21 protein-coding genes are annotated in these 16,560 nt (G+C 31.8%); 10 read left to right on the top strand and 11 right to left on the bottom strand.

Annotated elements, in window-relative coordinates; all coding sequences use genetic code 11:
- Positions 1-16 precede the first annotated feature (16 nt).
- The 4 genes from ACFQ5N_RS08650 to ACFQ5N_RS08635 all read left to right on the top strand — a co-directional run bounded on the left by ACFQ5N_RS08650 (position 17) and on the right by ACFQ5N_RS08635 (position 2,249).
- Complete coding sequence (locus ACFQ5N_RS08650; protein ID WP_386809100.1) at positions 17-415, top strand: hypothetical protein; 399 nt, start codon at positions 17-19, stop codon at positions 413-415.
- 124 nt (positions 416-539) lie between these two features.
- Entirely contained in the window at positions 540-1,301 is a 762-nt protein-coding gene (locus ACFQ5N_RS08645) for a Rossmann-like and DUF2520 domain-containing protein (RefSeq protein WP_386809099.1), read from the top strand.
- Positions 1,285-1,812 (top strand): KdsC family phosphatase, encoded by a 528-nt coding sequence (locus tag ACFQ5N_RS08640; protein ID WP_386809098.1) that lies wholly within the window; start codon positions 1,285-1,287, stop codon positions 1,810-1,812. The genes ACFQ5N_RS08645 and ACFQ5N_RS08640 overlap by 17 nt, the downstream gene beginning before the upstream one ends.
- A gap of 2 nt (positions 1,813-1,814) precedes the next feature.
- Positions 1,815-2,249, top strand: coding sequence for a DUF2147 domain-containing protein (locus ACFQ5N_RS08635; RefSeq protein ID WP_386809097.1), 435 nt, complete (start codon positions 1,815-1,817; stop codon positions 2,247-2,249).
- A 70-nt stretch (positions 2,250-2,319) separates the two neighbouring features.
- Here ACFQ5N_RS08635 and ACFQ5N_RS08630 read toward each other — a convergent pair whose 3' ends face one another.
- Both ACFQ5N_RS08630 and ACFQ5N_RS08625 read right to left on the bottom strand, forming a co-directional pair.
- Complete coding sequence (locus ACFQ5N_RS08630) at positions 2,320-3,231, bottom strand: formylglycine-generating enzyme family protein (protein ID WP_386809096.1); 912 nt, start codon at positions 3,229-3,231, stop codon at positions 2,320-2,322.
- Positions 3,232-3,236: 5 nt separating this feature from the next.
- Positions 3,237-3,878, bottom strand: a complete 642-nt coding sequence (locus ACFQ5N_RS08625; protein WP_386809095.1) for a protein-L-isoaspartate(D-aspartate) O-methyltransferase — start codon at positions 3,876-3,878, stop codon at positions 3,237-3,239.
- Between the two features lie 84 nt (positions 3,879-3,962).
- Here ACFQ5N_RS08625 and ACFQ5N_RS08620 point away from each other — a divergent pair, with 84 nt between their 5' ends.
- From ACFQ5N_RS08620 to ACFQ5N_RS08610, 3 genes are read left to right on the top strand one after another with little or no spacing between them, the layout of a single operon-like run.
- The gene (locus ACFQ5N_RS08620; RefSeq protein WP_386809711.1) at positions 3,963-4,922 is read left to right on the top strand and encodes a Gfo/Idh/MocA family protein; all 960 of its coding nucleotides are present in this window, start codon (positions 3,963-3,965) and stop codon (positions 4,920-4,922) included.
- Positions 4,923-4,935: 13 nt separating this feature from the next.
- Positions 4,936-5,574 carry a sterol desaturase family protein gene (locus tag ACFQ5N_RS08615; protein WP_386809094.1) on the top strand — a complete coding sequence of 213 codons (639 nt, stop codon included), beginning with the start codon at positions 4,936-4,938 and terminating at the stop codon, positions 5,572-5,574.
- Between the two features lie 11 nt (positions 5,575-5,585).
- Positions 5,586-6,473: a 3-hydroxybutyryl-CoA dehydrogenase gene (locus ACFQ5N_RS08610; protein ID WP_386809093.1), complete on the top strand. Its 888-nt coding sequence runs from the start codon at positions 5,586-5,588 to the stop codon at positions 6,471-6,473.
- Positions 6,474-6,518: 45 nt separating this feature from the next.
- On the opposite strand, the gene ACFQ5N_RS08605 is transcribed toward ACFQ5N_RS08610, so the two are convergent.
- From ACFQ5N_RS08605 to ACFQ5N_RS08585, 5 genes are all read right to left on the bottom strand, one after another.
- Positions 6,519-6,902, bottom strand: coding sequence for a hypothetical protein (locus ACFQ5N_RS08605; protein ID WP_386809092.1), 384 nt, complete (start codon positions 6,900-6,902; stop codon positions 6,519-6,521).
- A 165-nt stretch (positions 6,903-7,067) separates the two neighbouring features.
- Positions 7,068-8,183 (bottom strand): efflux RND transporter periplasmic adaptor subunit, encoded by a 1,116-nt coding sequence (locus tag ACFQ5N_RS08600; RefSeq protein ID WP_386809091.1) that lies wholly within the window; start codon positions 8,181-8,183, stop codon positions 7,068-7,070.
- Between the two features lie 73 nt (positions 8,184-8,256).
- On the bottom strand, positions 8,257-9,501 hold the full coding sequence (locus ACFQ5N_RS08595; RefSeq protein WP_386809709.1) for an ABC transporter permease: 1,245 nt from the start codon (positions 9,499-9,501) through the stop codon (positions 8,257-8,259).
- A gap of 5 nt (positions 9,502-9,506) precedes the next feature.
- Positions 9,507-10,736 carry an ABC transporter permease gene (locus ACFQ5N_RS08590; protein ID WP_386809090.1) on the bottom strand — a complete coding sequence of 410 codons (1,230 nt, stop codon included), beginning with the start codon at positions 10,734-10,736 and terminating at the stop codon, positions 9,507-9,509.
- Between the two features lie 2 nt (positions 10,737-10,738).
- Complete coding sequence (locus ACFQ5N_RS08585) at positions 10,739-11,431, bottom strand: ABC transporter ATP-binding protein (RefSeq protein ID WP_386809089.1); 693 nt, start codon at positions 11,429-11,431, stop codon at positions 10,739-10,741.
- 93 nt (positions 11,432-11,524) lie between these two features.
- Here ACFQ5N_RS08585 and ACFQ5N_RS08580 point away from each other — a divergent pair, with 93 nt between their 5' ends.
- A complete protein-coding gene (locus ACFQ5N_RS08580) occupies positions 11,525-11,935 on the top strand; it encodes a thiol-disulfide oxidoreductase DCC family protein (RefSeq protein ID WP_386809088.1) in 411 nt (136 codons plus the stop codon).
- Positions 11,936-11,953: 18 nt separating this feature from the next.
- Here ACFQ5N_RS08580 and ACFQ5N_RS08575 read toward each other — a convergent pair whose 3' ends face one another.
- Positions 11,954-13,258 (bottom strand): dicarboxylate/amino acid:cation symporter, encoded by a 1,305-nt coding sequence (locus ACFQ5N_RS08575; RefSeq protein WP_386809087.1) that lies wholly within the window; start codon positions 13,256-13,258, stop codon positions 11,954-11,956.
- A gap of 181 nt (positions 13,259-13,439) precedes the next feature.
- Between ACFQ5N_RS08575 and ACFQ5N_RS08570 the strand changes: the two genes are divergently transcribed.
- Both ACFQ5N_RS08570 and ACFQ5N_RS08565 read left to right on the top strand, forming a co-directional pair.
- Complete coding sequence (locus tag ACFQ5N_RS08570) at positions 13,440-14,057, top strand: DUF937 domain-containing protein (protein WP_386809086.1); 618 nt, start codon at positions 13,440-13,442, stop codon at positions 14,055-14,057.
- Between the two features lie 112 nt (positions 14,058-14,169).
- Positions 14,170-14,481: a DUF6787 family protein gene (locus ACFQ5N_RS08565; RefSeq protein WP_386809085.1), complete on the top strand. Its 312-nt coding sequence runs from the start codon at positions 14,170-14,172 to the stop codon at positions 14,479-14,481.
- Here ACFQ5N_RS08565 and ACFQ5N_RS08560 read toward each other — a convergent pair.
- The 3 genes from ACFQ5N_RS08560 to ACFQ5N_RS08550 form a co-directional block, all read right to left on the bottom strand.
- Complete coding sequence (locus tag ACFQ5N_RS08560; protein ID WP_386809084.1) at positions 14,478-14,750, bottom strand: hypothetical protein; 273 nt, start codon at positions 14,748-14,750, stop codon at positions 14,478-14,480. The two genes, ACFQ5N_RS08565 and ACFQ5N_RS08560, sit on opposite strands and share 4 nt — an antisense overlap.
- 43 nt (positions 14,751-14,793) lie before the next feature.
- Positions 14,794-15,423 (bottom strand): peptide-methionine (S)-S-oxide reductase MsrA, encoded by a 630-nt coding sequence (gene msrA / locus ACFQ5N_RS08555; protein WP_386809083.1) that lies wholly within the window; start codon positions 15,421-15,423, stop codon positions 14,794-14,796.
- Between the two features lie 61 nt (positions 15,424-15,484).
- A complete protein-coding gene (locus ACFQ5N_RS08550; protein WP_386809082.1) occupies positions 15,485-16,507 on the bottom strand; it encodes a threonine aldolase family protein in 1,023 nt (340 codons plus the stop codon).
- Positions 16,508-16,560: the final 53 nt, after the last annotated feature.

Here is a 16,560-nt window from a genome sequence, read left to right as displayed (position 1 = left end):
AACCATCATAAATATAATGAAAACAGCCATTAAATGTTTGCTTGTAACTTTGATGTATACCATAGCACATACTTCATTTGCTCAAACAGCTAGTAACCCATGTTCAATAATGCTTGAAGGTACGTTCCTTTATGGAAACACAAAAAGATTGCACCAAACTATTGTTATAAAAAATAATATTATGACTGAGGATTGGGGCTACGGTAAACTTATAATTACAAGCAATATAACCTGGATAAATGACTGTGAATATATTTCTACCGTACTTAAGGTCTCTGAACCAAACTTTAAATACAACGTTGGAGATAGACTAACAGTTAAAATTAATAAGGTAAGAGGTTCTAAAATATATTACTCCGTATCAAAAAACGGCTACAACTGGGATGGGCATTTAATAAAGCAAGAAGAAGAATAACAAGAAATTCAAAAATTACACACAAAATTACTGAACACTGTAAATTAGCATATTCTACCAGAAAATCATCTACATAATTTAATCATCATCTAAAATTTAGCTACAAATCTATTATATTCGCAATATGATAAATGTGATACTTCTTGGAGGTGGAAATTTGGCCTATCATTTAACCAATGAATTCTTAAATAATGCTGCAATAAATCTGGTTCAAGTGTATAACAGAAGTTTAGCTTCCATTAGTTATTTAAAGGGAAAAACCGCTATTACCAATGATATTAAGCAGTTAAAAGAAGCTGATATTTACATGCTTTGTGTATCAGACAATGCCATTTCTGAACTTTCGATACAACTTATTTTTAAAAATAAATTAGTTGTTCATACGTCAGGTGCAATGGGTTTAAATACGCTAAAATCAACTTCAAATAAAGGCGTTTTTTATCCGTTACAAAGCTTTTCAAAAGAAAAAGAAGTTAATTTTTCAAATATTCCTATTGGTATTGAAGCCAATAGAACAAAAGATGAAGATTTATTAATGCAGTTGGCAAAAGCCATTTCAAAGCAATGTTATTTAATCAATTCTGAGCAAAGAAAACACCTGCACGTAGCGGCAGTTTTTGTAAATAATTTTGTGAACCATATGTATGTATTAGGAAATGAAATTTGTGATGCACATCAAATTCCATTTGAAATATTAACACCACTCATTCAAGAAACCGCTTTAAAATTAAGCTCTTTGTCACCTTTTGAAGCGCAAACCGGCCCTGCAAAAAGGAACGATTCACAAACAATTGAAACTCATTTATCATTAATTTGTGAAAATCAACAAAAAATTTATAAATTACTCACCCAATCTATTAAAAACACCTATGGAAAAAAGTTATAAAGAAATAATGCCACAAATAACCACGTTTATGTTTGATGTTGATGGTGTATTAACCAATGGTTTAATTACCATTACCACAAACGGAGAATTAATTCGAAATATGAACATTAAAGATGGTTATGCGCTAAAAGCAGCTGTTGACGCAGGTTATAATGTGTGTATAATTTCTGGTGGCTCTAATGAAGGTGTACGTGTTAGATTGGCAAACTTAGGTATAGAAGATATTTATTTAGGTGCGCATAATAAAACAGATCAATTTAAAGAATACGTACAGAAAAAAAATATTACTGCTGAAGAAATATTATATATGGGTGATGATATTCCAGATTTCCCAGTGATGAAAAAAGTTGGGCTAGCCGCTTGTCCAAAAGATGCAGTTGCTGAAATTCAAGGAATTTCTCATTATATTTCACAAAAAAAAGGAGGAAATGGTTGCGTTAGAGACGTAATTGAACAAGTGTTAAAAGTACAAGGAAATTGGGCAAATCAGTTCAATGCTAAATATGATTAATTATGATAAAAAATGTAAAACTACTTATTACCGTATTTGTGTTAACTTTAAGTGTTAACAGTTACAGCCAAACAATTTTTGGAAAATGGAAAACTTTTGATGAAGAAACCGGAAAGGAAAAATCAATTGTTGAAATTTTTGAGCAAGATGGAAAAGCATATGCTAAAATTCTAGAATTATTAGAAGAAGGTAAAGCAGACAAACTTTGTGAAAATTGTGATGGCGCCAAAAAAAATCAACCAATTAAGGGAATGGAAATTATTGACGGATTGACCGAAGATGAAGATGGTGAATGGAATGATGCCAAAATTTTAGACCCTAAAAGTGGTAAATTATACAAATGTTATATTGTATTAGAAGAAGACAACAAATTAAAAGTACGTGGCTATTTAGGTTTTTCTTTAATAGGAAGAACACAATATTGGACACGCATGTAAACCAAACCAAACCTAAATAAAAAAGGATCATCTTGTTAAGATGATCCTTTTTTTATGCTTTGTTCATTACTTATTTAGCACAACGAAACCCCGTATTAAACAATGAAGTATCTACAGAATTTTGTCCCCTAAATGTAGTGGTATAACTCTTTTCAAAAGCTTGATCAAACATGAATGAACCACCACGCGTACTTTTAATAGTTACATTTTGTGGTGCAGCATCATTATTATAAGGGTATGGCTTGTAATAATTTTCACACCATTGCCATACATTTCCTCCCATATCATTTAATCCAGCTTTGGTTGCTCCAAAATGTCCAACTGGCGAAGTTAGCAAAAAACCATCTAAAACAGTTTGTTCACTTACTGTTTTTCCTTGCCAAACATTAGCCTTATAACTACCATCAACTACTAAACTACTTCCCCACGCATAAGGATCTGTTGTATTGGCTCCGTTTTTAGCTGCATATTCCCATTCAAATTCTGATGGTAACCTCTTCCCTATCCACGTAGCATATGATTTTGCATCATTCCAACTTACCTGAGTAACAGGATGATTGTCTATTGCTTTTGGTTTATTAGGACCCAACGGATATTCCCAATTAGCTCCTTTTTGCAAAATCCAATTGCCAGTTTCAAATAAAAAAACACCTGAATCACCAAAAGTATCTGCTTCTGTTTTATACCCTGTGCTTTCAATAAATTTTCTAAATTCAGCAACAGTCACCAAGTTTTTATCTAAATAAAAGGGAGCAATTTCTTTTTCAAACAATGGTTGCTCATTTGGTAAACCATTTACAGAGCCTATGGTAATAACACCACCTTCAAAATATACCATTTCAGTAGTATCTATGGCTTTTGTTGCGTTTTCAACTTTCTTTTTTTCAATAACTTTTTTTATGACCATTTTTTCTTTTTTTGGTACTTCTTTACAAGCGCCCAAAACTATTATGCTCATTAAAATTATAATTATCTTTCTCATAGTATTTAATTTTTTTCTTTTAACATAGGTACAAACTTAAAATCTCCAAGTTCGTGTTTTTCAAAATCTTTTTCACTTGTTCTTATAAACAACGTCATTATTTGTACTTCATCTCCCACAGGAATCACCAATCTTCCACCAATTTTTAATTGTGCTAACAATGCACTAGGAACAAAAGGCGCACCTGCAGTAACTATAATGCCATCAAAAGGAGCTTCTGAAGGCAATCCTTTATATCCATCACCAAATATAATTGATTTTGGTTTGTACCCTAATTTAAGAATAAATGATTTTGTTTTTCTAAACAATTCTTGCTGACGCTCAATGGTATGCACCTTTGCTCCCATTTCAATTAATACAGCGGTTTGATACCCAGACCCTGTACCAATTTCAAGAATTTTAGCACCCTTTTTTACTTTTAACAATTCACTTTGAAAAGCCACGGTATAAGGCTGTGATATTGTTTGTTCAGCTGCAATTGGAAAAGCTTTGTCTTGATAAGCAAAATCAACAAAACCAGAATCCATAAATAAATGTCGTGGAATATTTCCTATAGCTTGTAAAACTTGTGTATCTGTAATCCCTTTTGCCGAAATGGTCTTTACTAGCTGATTTCTAAGCCCTTGGTGTTTATGCGTATCCTTCACTAAAAATAAAATTTGAGTTGTTAAAAATAGGAATAAATGCCTAAAGATTCTTATTTTTGTTTACATAAAATTTAAAGTATTATGATGTTAAAAGTTGGAGTTTTAGGTGCAGGTCACCTAGGTAAAATTCATTTAAAATTATTAAAACAATCTGAAAAATATGAATTGGTTGGATTTTACGATCCTAGCATTGAAAACGCAAAATTAGTTGAAAAAGAGTTTGGCTATAAAGCATTTGATACGTTAGAGGCATTAATTAATGCTGTAGATATTGTAGATATTGTTACACCTACCCTTTCACATTTTGATTGTGCCCAACAAGCCATTCAACAAGGAAAACATATATTTATTGAAAAACCTATTACTAAAACAGTTGCTGAAGCTGAAACGTTAATACAACTTTCAAAAAAACACAACGTTAAAGGACAAGTTGGCCATGTAGAACGCTTTAACCCTGCTTTTACCGCTGTGAAAGATTCTATTGAAAACCCAATGTTTATTGAAACACACAGATTGGCTGAATTTAACCCAAGAGGTACAGATGTTCCTGTAGTATTAGATTTAATGATTCACGATATTGATGTTATTTTAAGCGTGGTAAAATCTAAAGTTAAAAATATTAATTCAAGTGGTGTTTCAGTAATTAGTGAAACTCCAGACATTGCCAATGCTCGTATAGAATTTGAAAATGGCTGTGTAGCCAATTTAACTGCTAGCCGAATTTCATTAAAAAATATGAGAAAATCTCGTTTCTTCCAAAAAGATGCATATATCGCCGTTGACTTTTTTGAAAAAGCAACAGAAGTAGTAAAAATGAAAGATGCACCAAAACAACCGGGAGATTTTGACATGATTTTGCAAAATGCTGAAGGCATAAAAAAACAAATCTATTTTGAAAACCCAACCGTTGAAGCAAATAATGCTATATTAGATGAGTTGGAAACATTTGCAGATGCTGTAAACAATAACACTACACCTATTGTTTCTTTAGAACAAGGAACTGAAGCTTTGCGTGTAGCACAACAAATAATTGATAATTTTTAACTATTTATGAAACATGAGCCCAAAAGTAACCACAGAAAACAACAAAGGAAATGCAACAATTTTTAAAAATCCATTTTTAGAAAGCTTAACAAAAACATCGCTTCAATCAAATATTATTATTTACGGAGCCATTGTTCTTTTTTTAATATACAATGCACTGTATATTCAAGAAATAGCTTTCAATGAATTTTTAAGTTTGTTTATTTTCGCACTGTTTTTTTGGACTTTTGCTGAATACATATTGCATCGTTTTTTGTTTCATTGGATTAATGAAAACAAATTGGTACAACGGTTTCATTTTATAATGCACGGCTCACATCATTTATACCCAAGAGATACTGAACGCCTTTTAATGCCGCCTGTACCAGGTATTTTAATGGCTTCAGTATTATTTGCTTTTTTTTACGTTATTTTTACAATAATTGGTTTCTCTACGTACACTTGGGCATTTTTTCCAGGTTTTTTCTTAGGTTATTTATTGTATTCTTTTTTACACAGAGCAACCCACGTTGCAAAACCACCAAAGCGATTGAAATTTTTATGGAAGCACCACAGCTTGCATCATTACAAATATCCAAATAAAGCATTTGGAGTTTCAAATACACTTTGGGATCGCATTTTTGGAACAATGCCTCCTTCAAAAGACAATTAAAACTTAAACTTATGAAAAATATAGCTGTTATTGGTGCAGGTACAATGGGAAACGGTATTGCACACGTTTTTGCGCAAAATAATTTTAAGGTTAACTTAATAGATATTTCTGAAACTGCTTTAGAAAAAGCTATTGCAACTATCACAAAAAATTTAGATAGATTAATTGCAAAAGAAAAAATTTCGGAAGCCATTAAAAATAACACTTTAAGTAACTTAAATACGTTTACTTCAATTACTGAAGGTGTTAAGCATATTGATTTAGTGGTTGAAGCTGCTACTGAAAATGAAGCTTTAAAACTCAAAATTTTTAAACAAATTGATGAAGAAGCTCCTGCTGAAGCAATTTTAGCCACCAATACTTCTTCCATTTCTATTACAAAAATTGCTGCGGCAACCTCAAGACCTAAACAAGTAATAGGAATGCATTTTATGAATCCTGTTCCAATTATGAAATTAGTTGAAATTATTAGAGGTTACAACACTTCTAATGAAGTTACTAAGACTATTATGGAGCTTTCAAAAAAACTACATAAAGATCCTGTAGAAGTACATGATTATCCCGGTTTTGTTGCCAATAGGATTTTAATGCCTATGTTAAATGAAGCTATTGAAACGCTTTACAATGGCGTTGCCGGGGTAAAAGAAATTGATACCGTAATGAAATTAGGAATGGCACATCCAATGGGACCTTTACAATTAGCTGATTTTATAGGACTTGATGTTTGCTTATCTATTTTAAATGTGATGTATAATGGCTTTAAAAACCCCAAATATGCACCTTGCCCTTTATTAGTAAATATGGTACAAGCTGGTAAATTAGGCGTAAAATCTGGTGAAGGTTTTTACGATTATGCTGAAAGCAGAAAAGCTGAGAAAATTTCCAAACAATTTATATAATTAAAAAAGCCGCGTGAAGCGGCTTTTTTAGTATTCAGTAATTATTTATTGTAAATATTTTAAGAAGAAATCCATCATATCTTCTTTTAGTTCATAATGCATTTTTACAAATGTTTTCATTTCATCTTTTAACAACACTTGCTTTTCATAAAACTTTACTTCTGCATTATTATCATATTTAGCTTGTGCAATTTCTCTTCTTTTCATCCTTATTTTATGTCGTAAATCACTTATTACCTTACGTTCACGTATTATCTTATTTTGAAAAGATTCTAGCTGCCTCATCATTTCACTACCAAAATTTCTAATGGCAATATGCTCTAATTTTTCTTCAAAATAATCCATTTCGCTTTCTTGAAACTTCAATTCTCTTTTCCAAACGTCAAGGTTGAAGTTTAAATCACTTAAGAATAATAACTGACTCTCCATATTTGATTTTCTTTAAAATTTATACATTAAATTTCTAACTTTTATTTGAAAAATCGTCTGATAAAAATCATATTTAACAGAAAACCTTCAAAGATCTTTTATAAAGATATAAAAAAAGCGTTTTAAAATAATTTAAAACGCTTTTTAATTGATGAAAATTAACTATTAATTATCTCCTTCATCTTCCTCTTCTTTTTTTGATGTTTTATTCCAAATTTTTATTTTATCATCCATTGTAATCCCTGATAAAACTTCCACATTAATCCCGTCAGAAATACCTAACTCAACATCGCGTTTCTCAAATTCTTGATCTCCAATTTCAACTTCAACATAAGGAGTTTCAGATTTTTTATCAAATTGTAACAATGCTTCTTTAATAGATAATACACTGTCTTTAGCTTCTAACACAATATCGGCGTTTGCACTGTAACCTGCTCTCACATAAAATTCGTCATCTAAGGTTACATCACCTTTAATTTTGAATTGTACCGCACCATTTTCTTCTGTTCCTTTAGGAGCTATAAAATTTAATTTTGCAGGATATTTTTTCTTTTCAATGGCTCCTAATGTAACTTCTAGTTCAGTACCATTTTTAATTTTTCCAACTTCAGCTTCATCTACTTTACCTTCAAAAATCATTTTGGTCATATCAGCAATGGTAGCAATGGTAGTACCTGCATTAAACGTGTTACTTTCAATTACTTGTGTACCTTTTCGTACAGGAATTTCTAAAATTGTTCCTGCAATTTCAGCTAATACATATGTATTTGCTGTTTTTCCCATTCCAGCTGCTGAACCTTTTTGAATAATTTGTAAATTATTTTGAGCATTTCTTAACTCTTGCTTAGCACTGTCAAAATTCAACTCTGAAGTTTCAAATTCTTGACGAGAAATAACACCCTTTTCAAACAAATTTTTATTTCTTTTATATAAAATCTCGGTATTATTATAACGTAACTTAGCAGTTTTTACACTTCCAGAAGCACTATTTAAAGATTGTACATTTGGCACAACTCTAATAGTTGCAATCATATCTCCTACTTCTACTTTAGCACCTTCTTCAACATATATTTTTTCAATAATTCCAGAAACCTTAGGTTTTATTTCTGCTTCTTCTAACGGAATAACTTTTCCTGTAGCCACTGTTTTTTTAACAATATTGGTTTTAAAAGCCTGTTCTGTTTCATATTGAATTGGTGATTTTGTATTTTTCATACCAAACCATGCTAAAACAGCGATAAGTGCAACTGCTATTGATCCAAAAATTAATGTTTTTTTCATCGGTTCCTTATTTTTCTTATTAAATGTTCTCTTGTTTCTAAATTTACCTTAACACCTTTTAAAATGTCAAATATTACTCTTCTCTTAATGCTTCTATTGGTCTAATACTTACTGCTGTTTGTGCTGGTATCATTCCTATTAAAGTTCCTAACACAACCAAGGTGATAGCTGCTGTGATAATCACAGGAATATCTACCGTTGGGTTGGTTAACGCCGCTTCTGGACCTTGTCCCAATGTTAAATCAATGAGCATTAATACCAAGCCTCCAAATATAATTCCTAAAGCGCCGGCTATACTTGTTAAAAATACCGACTCTAAAATAATTTGACGCTTTATTTCCCATGGTTTTGCGCCTAACGCTCGTCTAATTCCAATTTCTTTTGTTCGTTCTTTAACCGTAATTAAGAGTATATTTCCTATGGCAAAAACACCCGCAATAAGTGTTGCAATACCTACAAACCACGTTAAAAATTGCATTCCTGTTAAAAAGCCTGTTACTTGCGCAATGCGCTCACCTAAATTAAAACTACCAAAGGCTCTTTCATCATTTGGATGTACTTTATGTAAGTTTCTCAACAACAACTTTACATCGGCTTCAATTTGAGAAATATCGTGATCCATATCACCTGTAATCATCATCCAACCAATACTATCTCCTCTATTGTATACTTGTTGAAACGTGGTAAATGGAATGTGAATATTTCCTTGCGGGCCTCCACTACCAACTTGTCCGTCTTTATACATTCCAACAACATTATAATTAATGTCGTTTATTTTAATATAGGTTCCTATAGGAAACTCACCTTCATCAAATAATTGTTTGTAAATTTCTTCTTCTATTACACAAACCTTTTTTCTTTCTTTGATATCATTATCATTGATAAATCTTCCGTAGACTAAATCTTTTTTCTGAACTTTATCTAATTCAGGATAATCTCCAAATACACCAAAGGTTCCAGACTTAAAATTATTTATAGCCATTGCTTGTGTTTGATGGCGAGGTACTACAAATTCTAACCCTTCAATTTCATTTTTAATGTTTTCAAGGTCAGACATTTTAAGTGTTAATGACTTTCCTTCTTGAAATCCTTTAAAAGGTTTACTTGTTTGCTGTGCCCACACAAAAACACTATTAGTTGCAAAATTTCCAAATAATTTATTAAAATTATTCTCTACTCCTTTTGCAGCACCAAGTAAAACTACCAATAAAAAAATACCCCACATTACACCAATAATGGTAATTCCAGTACGCATTTTATTTTTACGTATGCTACTGTAAATTTCTTGCCAAGTATCTGAATCAAATAAAAATTTAATCATATCTATTCGTCGTTTAATGCTACAATTGGTTTAATACTCGCTGCTCTTTTTGCTGGAATATAACCTGCAATTGTTCCTGCTATTACTAAAACTATGGTTGCACCAACAACTACATACGTTTCAACACTAGGGTTTAAAATAAAATATTTCTCTAAACTTTTTCCTATAATTTTTAAGGTAAATACACCAATCATTAATCCTGAATACCCAGCCAATGCAGTTACAAAAATAGATTCCATCATAATCAAACCTACAATAGATTTAGGCGTGGCACCTAAGGCTTTACGAATCCCTAATTCTTTTGTACGCTCTTTTACAATGTAAACCATGATATTACTAATACCAATAATTCCGGCAACTAAAGTTCCTATTCCAATAAATAAAATAATAATATTTAATACCATCATAAACGATTGCACGTTTTTAGTACCTTCAGCATAATTTCGAACTCGAATAGCACCTTGGTCTCTTGGATCTACATTGTGCTTTTCTTTTAACATTTTAGTTAGTAAATTACTAAAAGCTATTGCTTGATCTACGTTTAAATTAGGGTTAAAAGTCATACCAATATAATCCAATTCATCATTTGGTTTATACATACTTTGAAATGTTGAAAATGGCGTATAAACAAAACGCTCATCATTATCCCCTCCCGGATCACTAAAAACTCCAACAACTTTGTATGAAATTCCTTCAATATTTAAGTTTTTTCCCATGGCACTTAAATTGCCAAACAAATCCTTTTCAACCAAGCGTCCTATAGCAACTACTTTAGATTTACGTTCAACATCTAAATAAGTTAAAAAACGACCATCTTCAATCACTGCTGATTCTAAAGGCTGATAATCAGGATAAACAGCTCTTACTGTATATCTATTTTGTTCTCCTTTATAAATCACCTGCATACTACGTTGAATATTTGGGCTGAAATATTGAATTTTATCAGAGAATTTTTCGTTTATAAATTTAGAATCACCATTTCTAAATTGAATGTCTCTACCACTTTGTAAACCTTTGTACGGTTTTGTAGTTGTACCTGAATTTATATAAATGGAATTTTGAGAATCTCCTGCAAATTGTTCTTCAAACGTGTGTTTTAAACCATTACCAACACCAAACAATAATGTAAATAACAAGATAGCAAATGCAATAGTAAACCCAGACAACGCCGTTCTTAGCTTGTTTTTATTAATGGTTTGCAATATTTCTTGCCAGCGATCTAAATCAAACATAATTAAGCTGTTACAGATTTATCAACTTTCTCATCGCTAATAATAACACCGTCTTTCAATCGAACAATTCTATCCGTTTGTTCTGCAATATCTTCTTCGTGCGTAATTACAAAAACTGTCATTCCTTCTCTATTAATCTCTTTTAACATTTCCATTACTGAATGAGATGTTGAAGAATCTAAAGCTCCTGTTGGTTCATCAGCTAATACCACTTTTGGTTTTGTAGCTAAAGCACGTGCAATTGCTACACGTTGTTTTTGCCCTCCAGAAAGTTCATTTGGTAAGTGATGAGACCAATCTTTCAATCCAACTTTGTCTAAATACTCCATCGCAATTTTTTCACGCTCAGTTCTACCTACACCTTGATAGTATAAAGGTAAAGCAACATTTTCTAAAGCTGTTTTGTAAGTAATTAAATTAAACGATTGAAAAATAAATCCTAAAAATTTATTACGAAGAATGGCTGCTTTTTTCTCATTTAAATTTTCAATCTTTTGACCATTCAAATAATAATTCCCTTCATCGTGTGTATCTAATAAACCTACAATATTTAACAAGGTAGATTTTCCTGACCCAGAAGATCCCATAATTGAAACGAATTCGCCTTCTTTTATGTGTAAATTTAATCCCTTTAAAACATGTAGAGAATCTTTTCCTATTGGATAAGATTTGTGTAAATTTTCGATTCTAATCATTTGTCGTTAATTTTGAAACTAAAAATAAATATAGCAATTGAGAGTTGTTACTAATTAAATGTTAAAACCTCAATAAACATGTAACTTTGCCTTATGAAACAATTTAAAAACAAATCAATTGTATTGTTTGATGGTGTTTGCAATTTGTGCAACTCATCTGTTAATTTTATAATTAAACACGATACAACTAATCAGTTTTTATTTGCTTCTCTTCAATCAGACGCTGCAAAAGATCTTTTGTTACAGTTTCCTTCAAAAAAATACAACTTCAACTCGGTACTTTTAATTGAAAACGGTGTTATTTACGATAAATCTACCGCAGCCTTACTCATTTTAAAGCACTTACAAACAAATTTAAAACTGCTCATTTATTTTAAGTATTTACCTTTACCTATCAGAGATGGAGTGTATAATTTTATAGCCAAACATAGGTATCAATGGTTTGGAAAACAAAAAAAATGTATGCTACCAACCCCTAAATTGAAACAACGTTTTCTTTCTTAGGCTACTCTTAAAGTAAATTTATTTTTTCGGATAATTATCGTCCCAATCTTTTACTTTAGGTTTGTGTAGTTTCCCTATAGACTTTGCCACTAGCATTGACACAGATGCATCTCCGGTAACATTCACCGTAGTTCTGCACATATCTAAAGGTCTATCAATAGCAAAAATCAATGCTAAGCCAGCTTCTGGTATTCCTGCTTGCCCTAAAACAATAACTAACATTACCATACCTGCTCCAGGAACAGCTGCAGAGCCAATACTTGCCAAGGTTGCAGTTACAATAATTCCTAATTGAACACTTAAAGATAAGTCCATTCCAAAGGCTTGCGCAATAAAAACAGCTGCTACTGCTTGGTATAAACTTGTTCCGTCCATATTAATAGTTGCTCCTACTGGTAAAACAAAGCTACTCACTTCTTCATCAACACCTAAATGTTCTGTTACACGTTCCATAGTAACAGGAAGTGTAGCAGCGCTACTACTTGTTGAAAATGCCAATAATTGGGCTGGAGAAATTCCTTTTAAAAATGTAGCCGGTGTTTTTTTAGTAAATAACCATACTAATAACATATAAAATGTAACCATAAAAGTTAAGCCTAAAATTACTGTAAAAGCATACCAAACTAAAGCTTTAAACAAATCAACGCTTGGAGATTCTACAACCAATGCTGCTAATAACGCAAAAACACCGTACGGTGCTGCCAACATAATTAAATCTATTATTTTTAAAATAACTTCATTAAATCCATCAAAAAAGTTTTTAACTGGTGTCGCTTTTTCATCAGGAATTAAAATAAGGCCAATTCCAAAAAGCAAGGCAAAAAAGATGATTTGCAACATGTTTTTGTTCTCTGTGGCTGCTCCAAAAATATTATCGGGTACAATATCAACCAAGGCTTGTAATGGGCCGCTATCTTTTTGTTTTGCAGCTTCTTCTTTGTATTTTGTAGTATCGCCAGTATAGTTTTGCACTAACTCCTGACGTGTTTCTTGAGATATAGAATTACCTGGTTTAATTATATTCACCAAAAATAAACCAATGCTTACCGCTACCACTGTTGTTAATAAATACAAACCAATGGTTCTTCCTCCCATTTTAGAAAGTTTTGAAATATCTTTCAAGTCTGAAACTCCTTTAATTAAAGAAGCTAAAATCAACGGCACTGCAATTAACTTTAACGAATTGATAAATATTTTACCAAATGGTTTTATCCAATCCTGAACCAACTCTTTTCCACCTTCAAATTGCGTCATTCCAATTCCTACTAATACGCCAACCAACATTCCTAAAAGAATTTGCCAGTGCAATGCTATTTTCTTCATTCAGATATTTATTTTATAATTGATGGAAAGATAGAAAATACCTGAGAATTGGTAAAGAAATTTTGAAATAAATACAATTATGTTGGAAAAAACATAAAAATTGGTGACTTTTAAGAAATATTAGTGTCTTAATTTAAAAGGCATTGTTAAAAAACAAAAAAACTAAACTATATAAAATATTATGGCAGGATTATTAGATTTATTAAACAGCGATTTAGGGAAAACTTTAGTAAATGGTGCAAGCCAACAACTAGGTCAAGACGCATCAACTACAAGTTCAGCATTAACATCAGCACTTCCTTTAATTTTAGGAGCTATGAAAAATAATGCCGCTACTCCACAAGGAGCAGAAGGATTGTTAGGGGCACTTTCAAATTCAAAACATGATGGAAGCATTTTAGATAATTTAGACAGCTTTTTAGGAAGCTCAGACGAAATAACTGATGGTGCAGGTATTTTAGGACACGTTTTTAATGGAAAAGAACAAAACATAGCGCAAGCTGTGGGTGCAAAAAGTGGAATGGATATGGGACAAGCTATGAAATTATTACAAATGGCTGCTCCTGTTGTATTAGGGTACTTAGGAAAACAAACACGTCAAAATAATGTTAGTGATGCTGGTGGTGTTGAAAACTTACTAGGCGGATTGCTTGGCGGAGGCGCACAACAAGAACAAAATTTAGTTACACAATTATTGGATGCAGATGGAGATGGTAGTGTTGTAGATGATATTATTGGAATGGCTAGCGGTTCTAAAAAAGGAGGAATTGGTGATTTATTAGGCGGTATGTTTAGTTAATACATATTTAATTACAAATAAAAAAGGTTGAGAATTAAACTTCTCAACCTTTTTTCGTTTAAAATTTTCAGTTTAAAATATAAATGTATTTTTGCGCAGATTTTTATTTTACATGGAAAAACTAAAACAACGCTGGGGACTTACTTCAAATTTTCAAGTAGTATTAATTATAATTGTATTTTCAATTAATGGTTCATTTGCTGCTTATATTGCAAAACCGTTGACAGAATTTATTGGCTTGGCTCAAGAAACAACAAACCCTTGGGTATTTTGGCCTATACGCATAGCGCTCATTTTTTTAATTTACCAATTTACCTTGCCTATAGTAGGTTTTTGTTTTGGGCAATATAAATTCTTTAAAGCTTTTTCAAAAAAAACATTGTCTAGAATGGGCTTTAAGTTTCTATTTAAAAAAGAAGCCTAATCATCTTTCTTCTTCAAAAAATAGGTATACACCCACGTAAATGTAAATGTTGGTAGCAAATCTGTACCAAATACACCTATTTCTTCTAAAAAAGAAACAGTTGCTCCTACCTTACCCACAGTACCTTTGTACATTTTTGTCATAAAATAGACCGATACCGGTGCCCAAATAACATCTGAAAATTCACCAATTCCGGGGATTACAAAAGATAACATTCCAATAGCATCAAACAAGATACTTGCTAATAGTAATTTGTATTTTTTACTCATTTCATAGTTTATTATAAAAACTATAACAATTAATATACCACAATTATTGTTTCTTTAGTTTATCCTTATAATTCTTTATAAACTTTTCTAATTTCGGATTTATAACCGCCACACAATACCCTTGTGTTTTATTGTTGTTGTAATAATTTTGATGATAATCTTCTGCCTTATAAAATTCGCCTAAAGCAGTAACTTCAGTTACTATAGGTGAATTAAAAACTTCAGCTTTGCTAAGTGCTTCAATTAAAGCTGTTGCTGTTTCTTTTTGTGTTGAAGAATTGTAAAAAATAGCAGAGCGGTATTGCGTACCTTTATCATATCCTTGTCTATTTAAAGTTGTTGGATCGTGCGTACTAAAAAATACTTCTAACAATTCTTGATACGAAATTACTTGAGGATCAAATACTATTTTTATAGCTTCTGCATGGTCAGTTTGTCCTGTAGAAATTTCTTTGTATGTAGGATTTTTAGTAGTACCACCGGTATATCCTGAAGTTACAGATGTAACACCTTCTAACAATTGAAAAACCGCTTCTGTACACCAAAAGCATCCATTTGCCACAATGGCTGTTTCTAATTTTTTTGACATTCTTTTTTCTTTAGTTTGAATTGATTGTGCATTTGTTACTGCTACCATTAACAATACACTTATACTTAACATTGTTTTTTTCATACATTTCTATTTGTATGCAATAAGTCGTAACAAATTCACTAAAATTACACTACCAAAAAAATTAAATATGTGTTAAGGTATGCACCACCGATTCTAACATTTGCTCCGTAAAATCTAAATGTGTTACCATTCTTAATTTACCTTGTCCCATAGAAATAAGACCAATACCAGCATCTTGCAACCTGCTAATAAATGCTTCTTCACTAATGCTATCTACCACATTAAATATTACAATATTTGTTTCAATTGGTTCAACACTTTTTACAAAATCACAATTTTGTAGTGTTCTACCCAATATTTTCGCACGATTATGATCTACCGCCAAACGCTCTACATGATGATCTAAAGCATAAATACCAGCAGCCGCTAAATACCCTGCTTGACGCATAGCACCACCAAATAATTTACGAACTCTTAACGCTTGTTCCATATGTTTTTTTGAACCTACTAACACCGAACCAATTGGCGCGCCCAAGCCTTTAGACAAACAAATTGAAATGGTATCAAACACCTTTCCATACTGCAACGGAGATTCACCTTTAGCCACCATTGCATTAAATAAACGTGCACCATCTAAATGCAATGCCAATTCATTTTCTGCACAAATACGCTGTATTTTAATAATTTCTTCAAAATTCCAACAAGCACCACCTCCTTTATTGGTGGTATTCTCTATGGCCACTAAGCGAGCATATGGCACGTGAATATCTGATCTACCACTAGACACAGCCTCTTGCAATTGTGCTGCGGTAAACATACCTCTTTCACCATCAATTAAATGTGAGGTTACACCTGAATTAAAGGCAGCTCCTCCACCTTCAAAATTATAAACGTGTGCCCATTTATCGCAAAACATTTTATCTCCTGGCTGCGTATGAATTTTAATTGCGGTTTGATTGGCCATTGTTCCTGAAGGAAAAAATAAAGCAGCTTCCATTCCAAACAGTTTCGCTACTTTCTCTTGCAACGCATTTACTGTAGGGTCTTGCATAAAAACATCATCACCAACTTCAGCATTTAGCATTGCTTCTAACATTCCTTTGGTAGGCTTTGTAACCGTATCACTTATTAAATTGATATCCATTATTTCATTTTCTAATTTTAATTCTAAAAGCTAATTTAAACTATTTTGAACTA

The organism is Lutibacter holmesii, from assembly GCF_042679665.1.
GTDB lineage: Bacteria > Bacteroidota > Bacteroidia > Flavobacteriales > Flavobacteriaceae > Lutibacter > Lutibacter holmesii.
The sequence above is the reverse complement of the archived record's forward strand: the minus strand, read 5'-3'. Positions and strand labels throughout refer to the sequence as shown.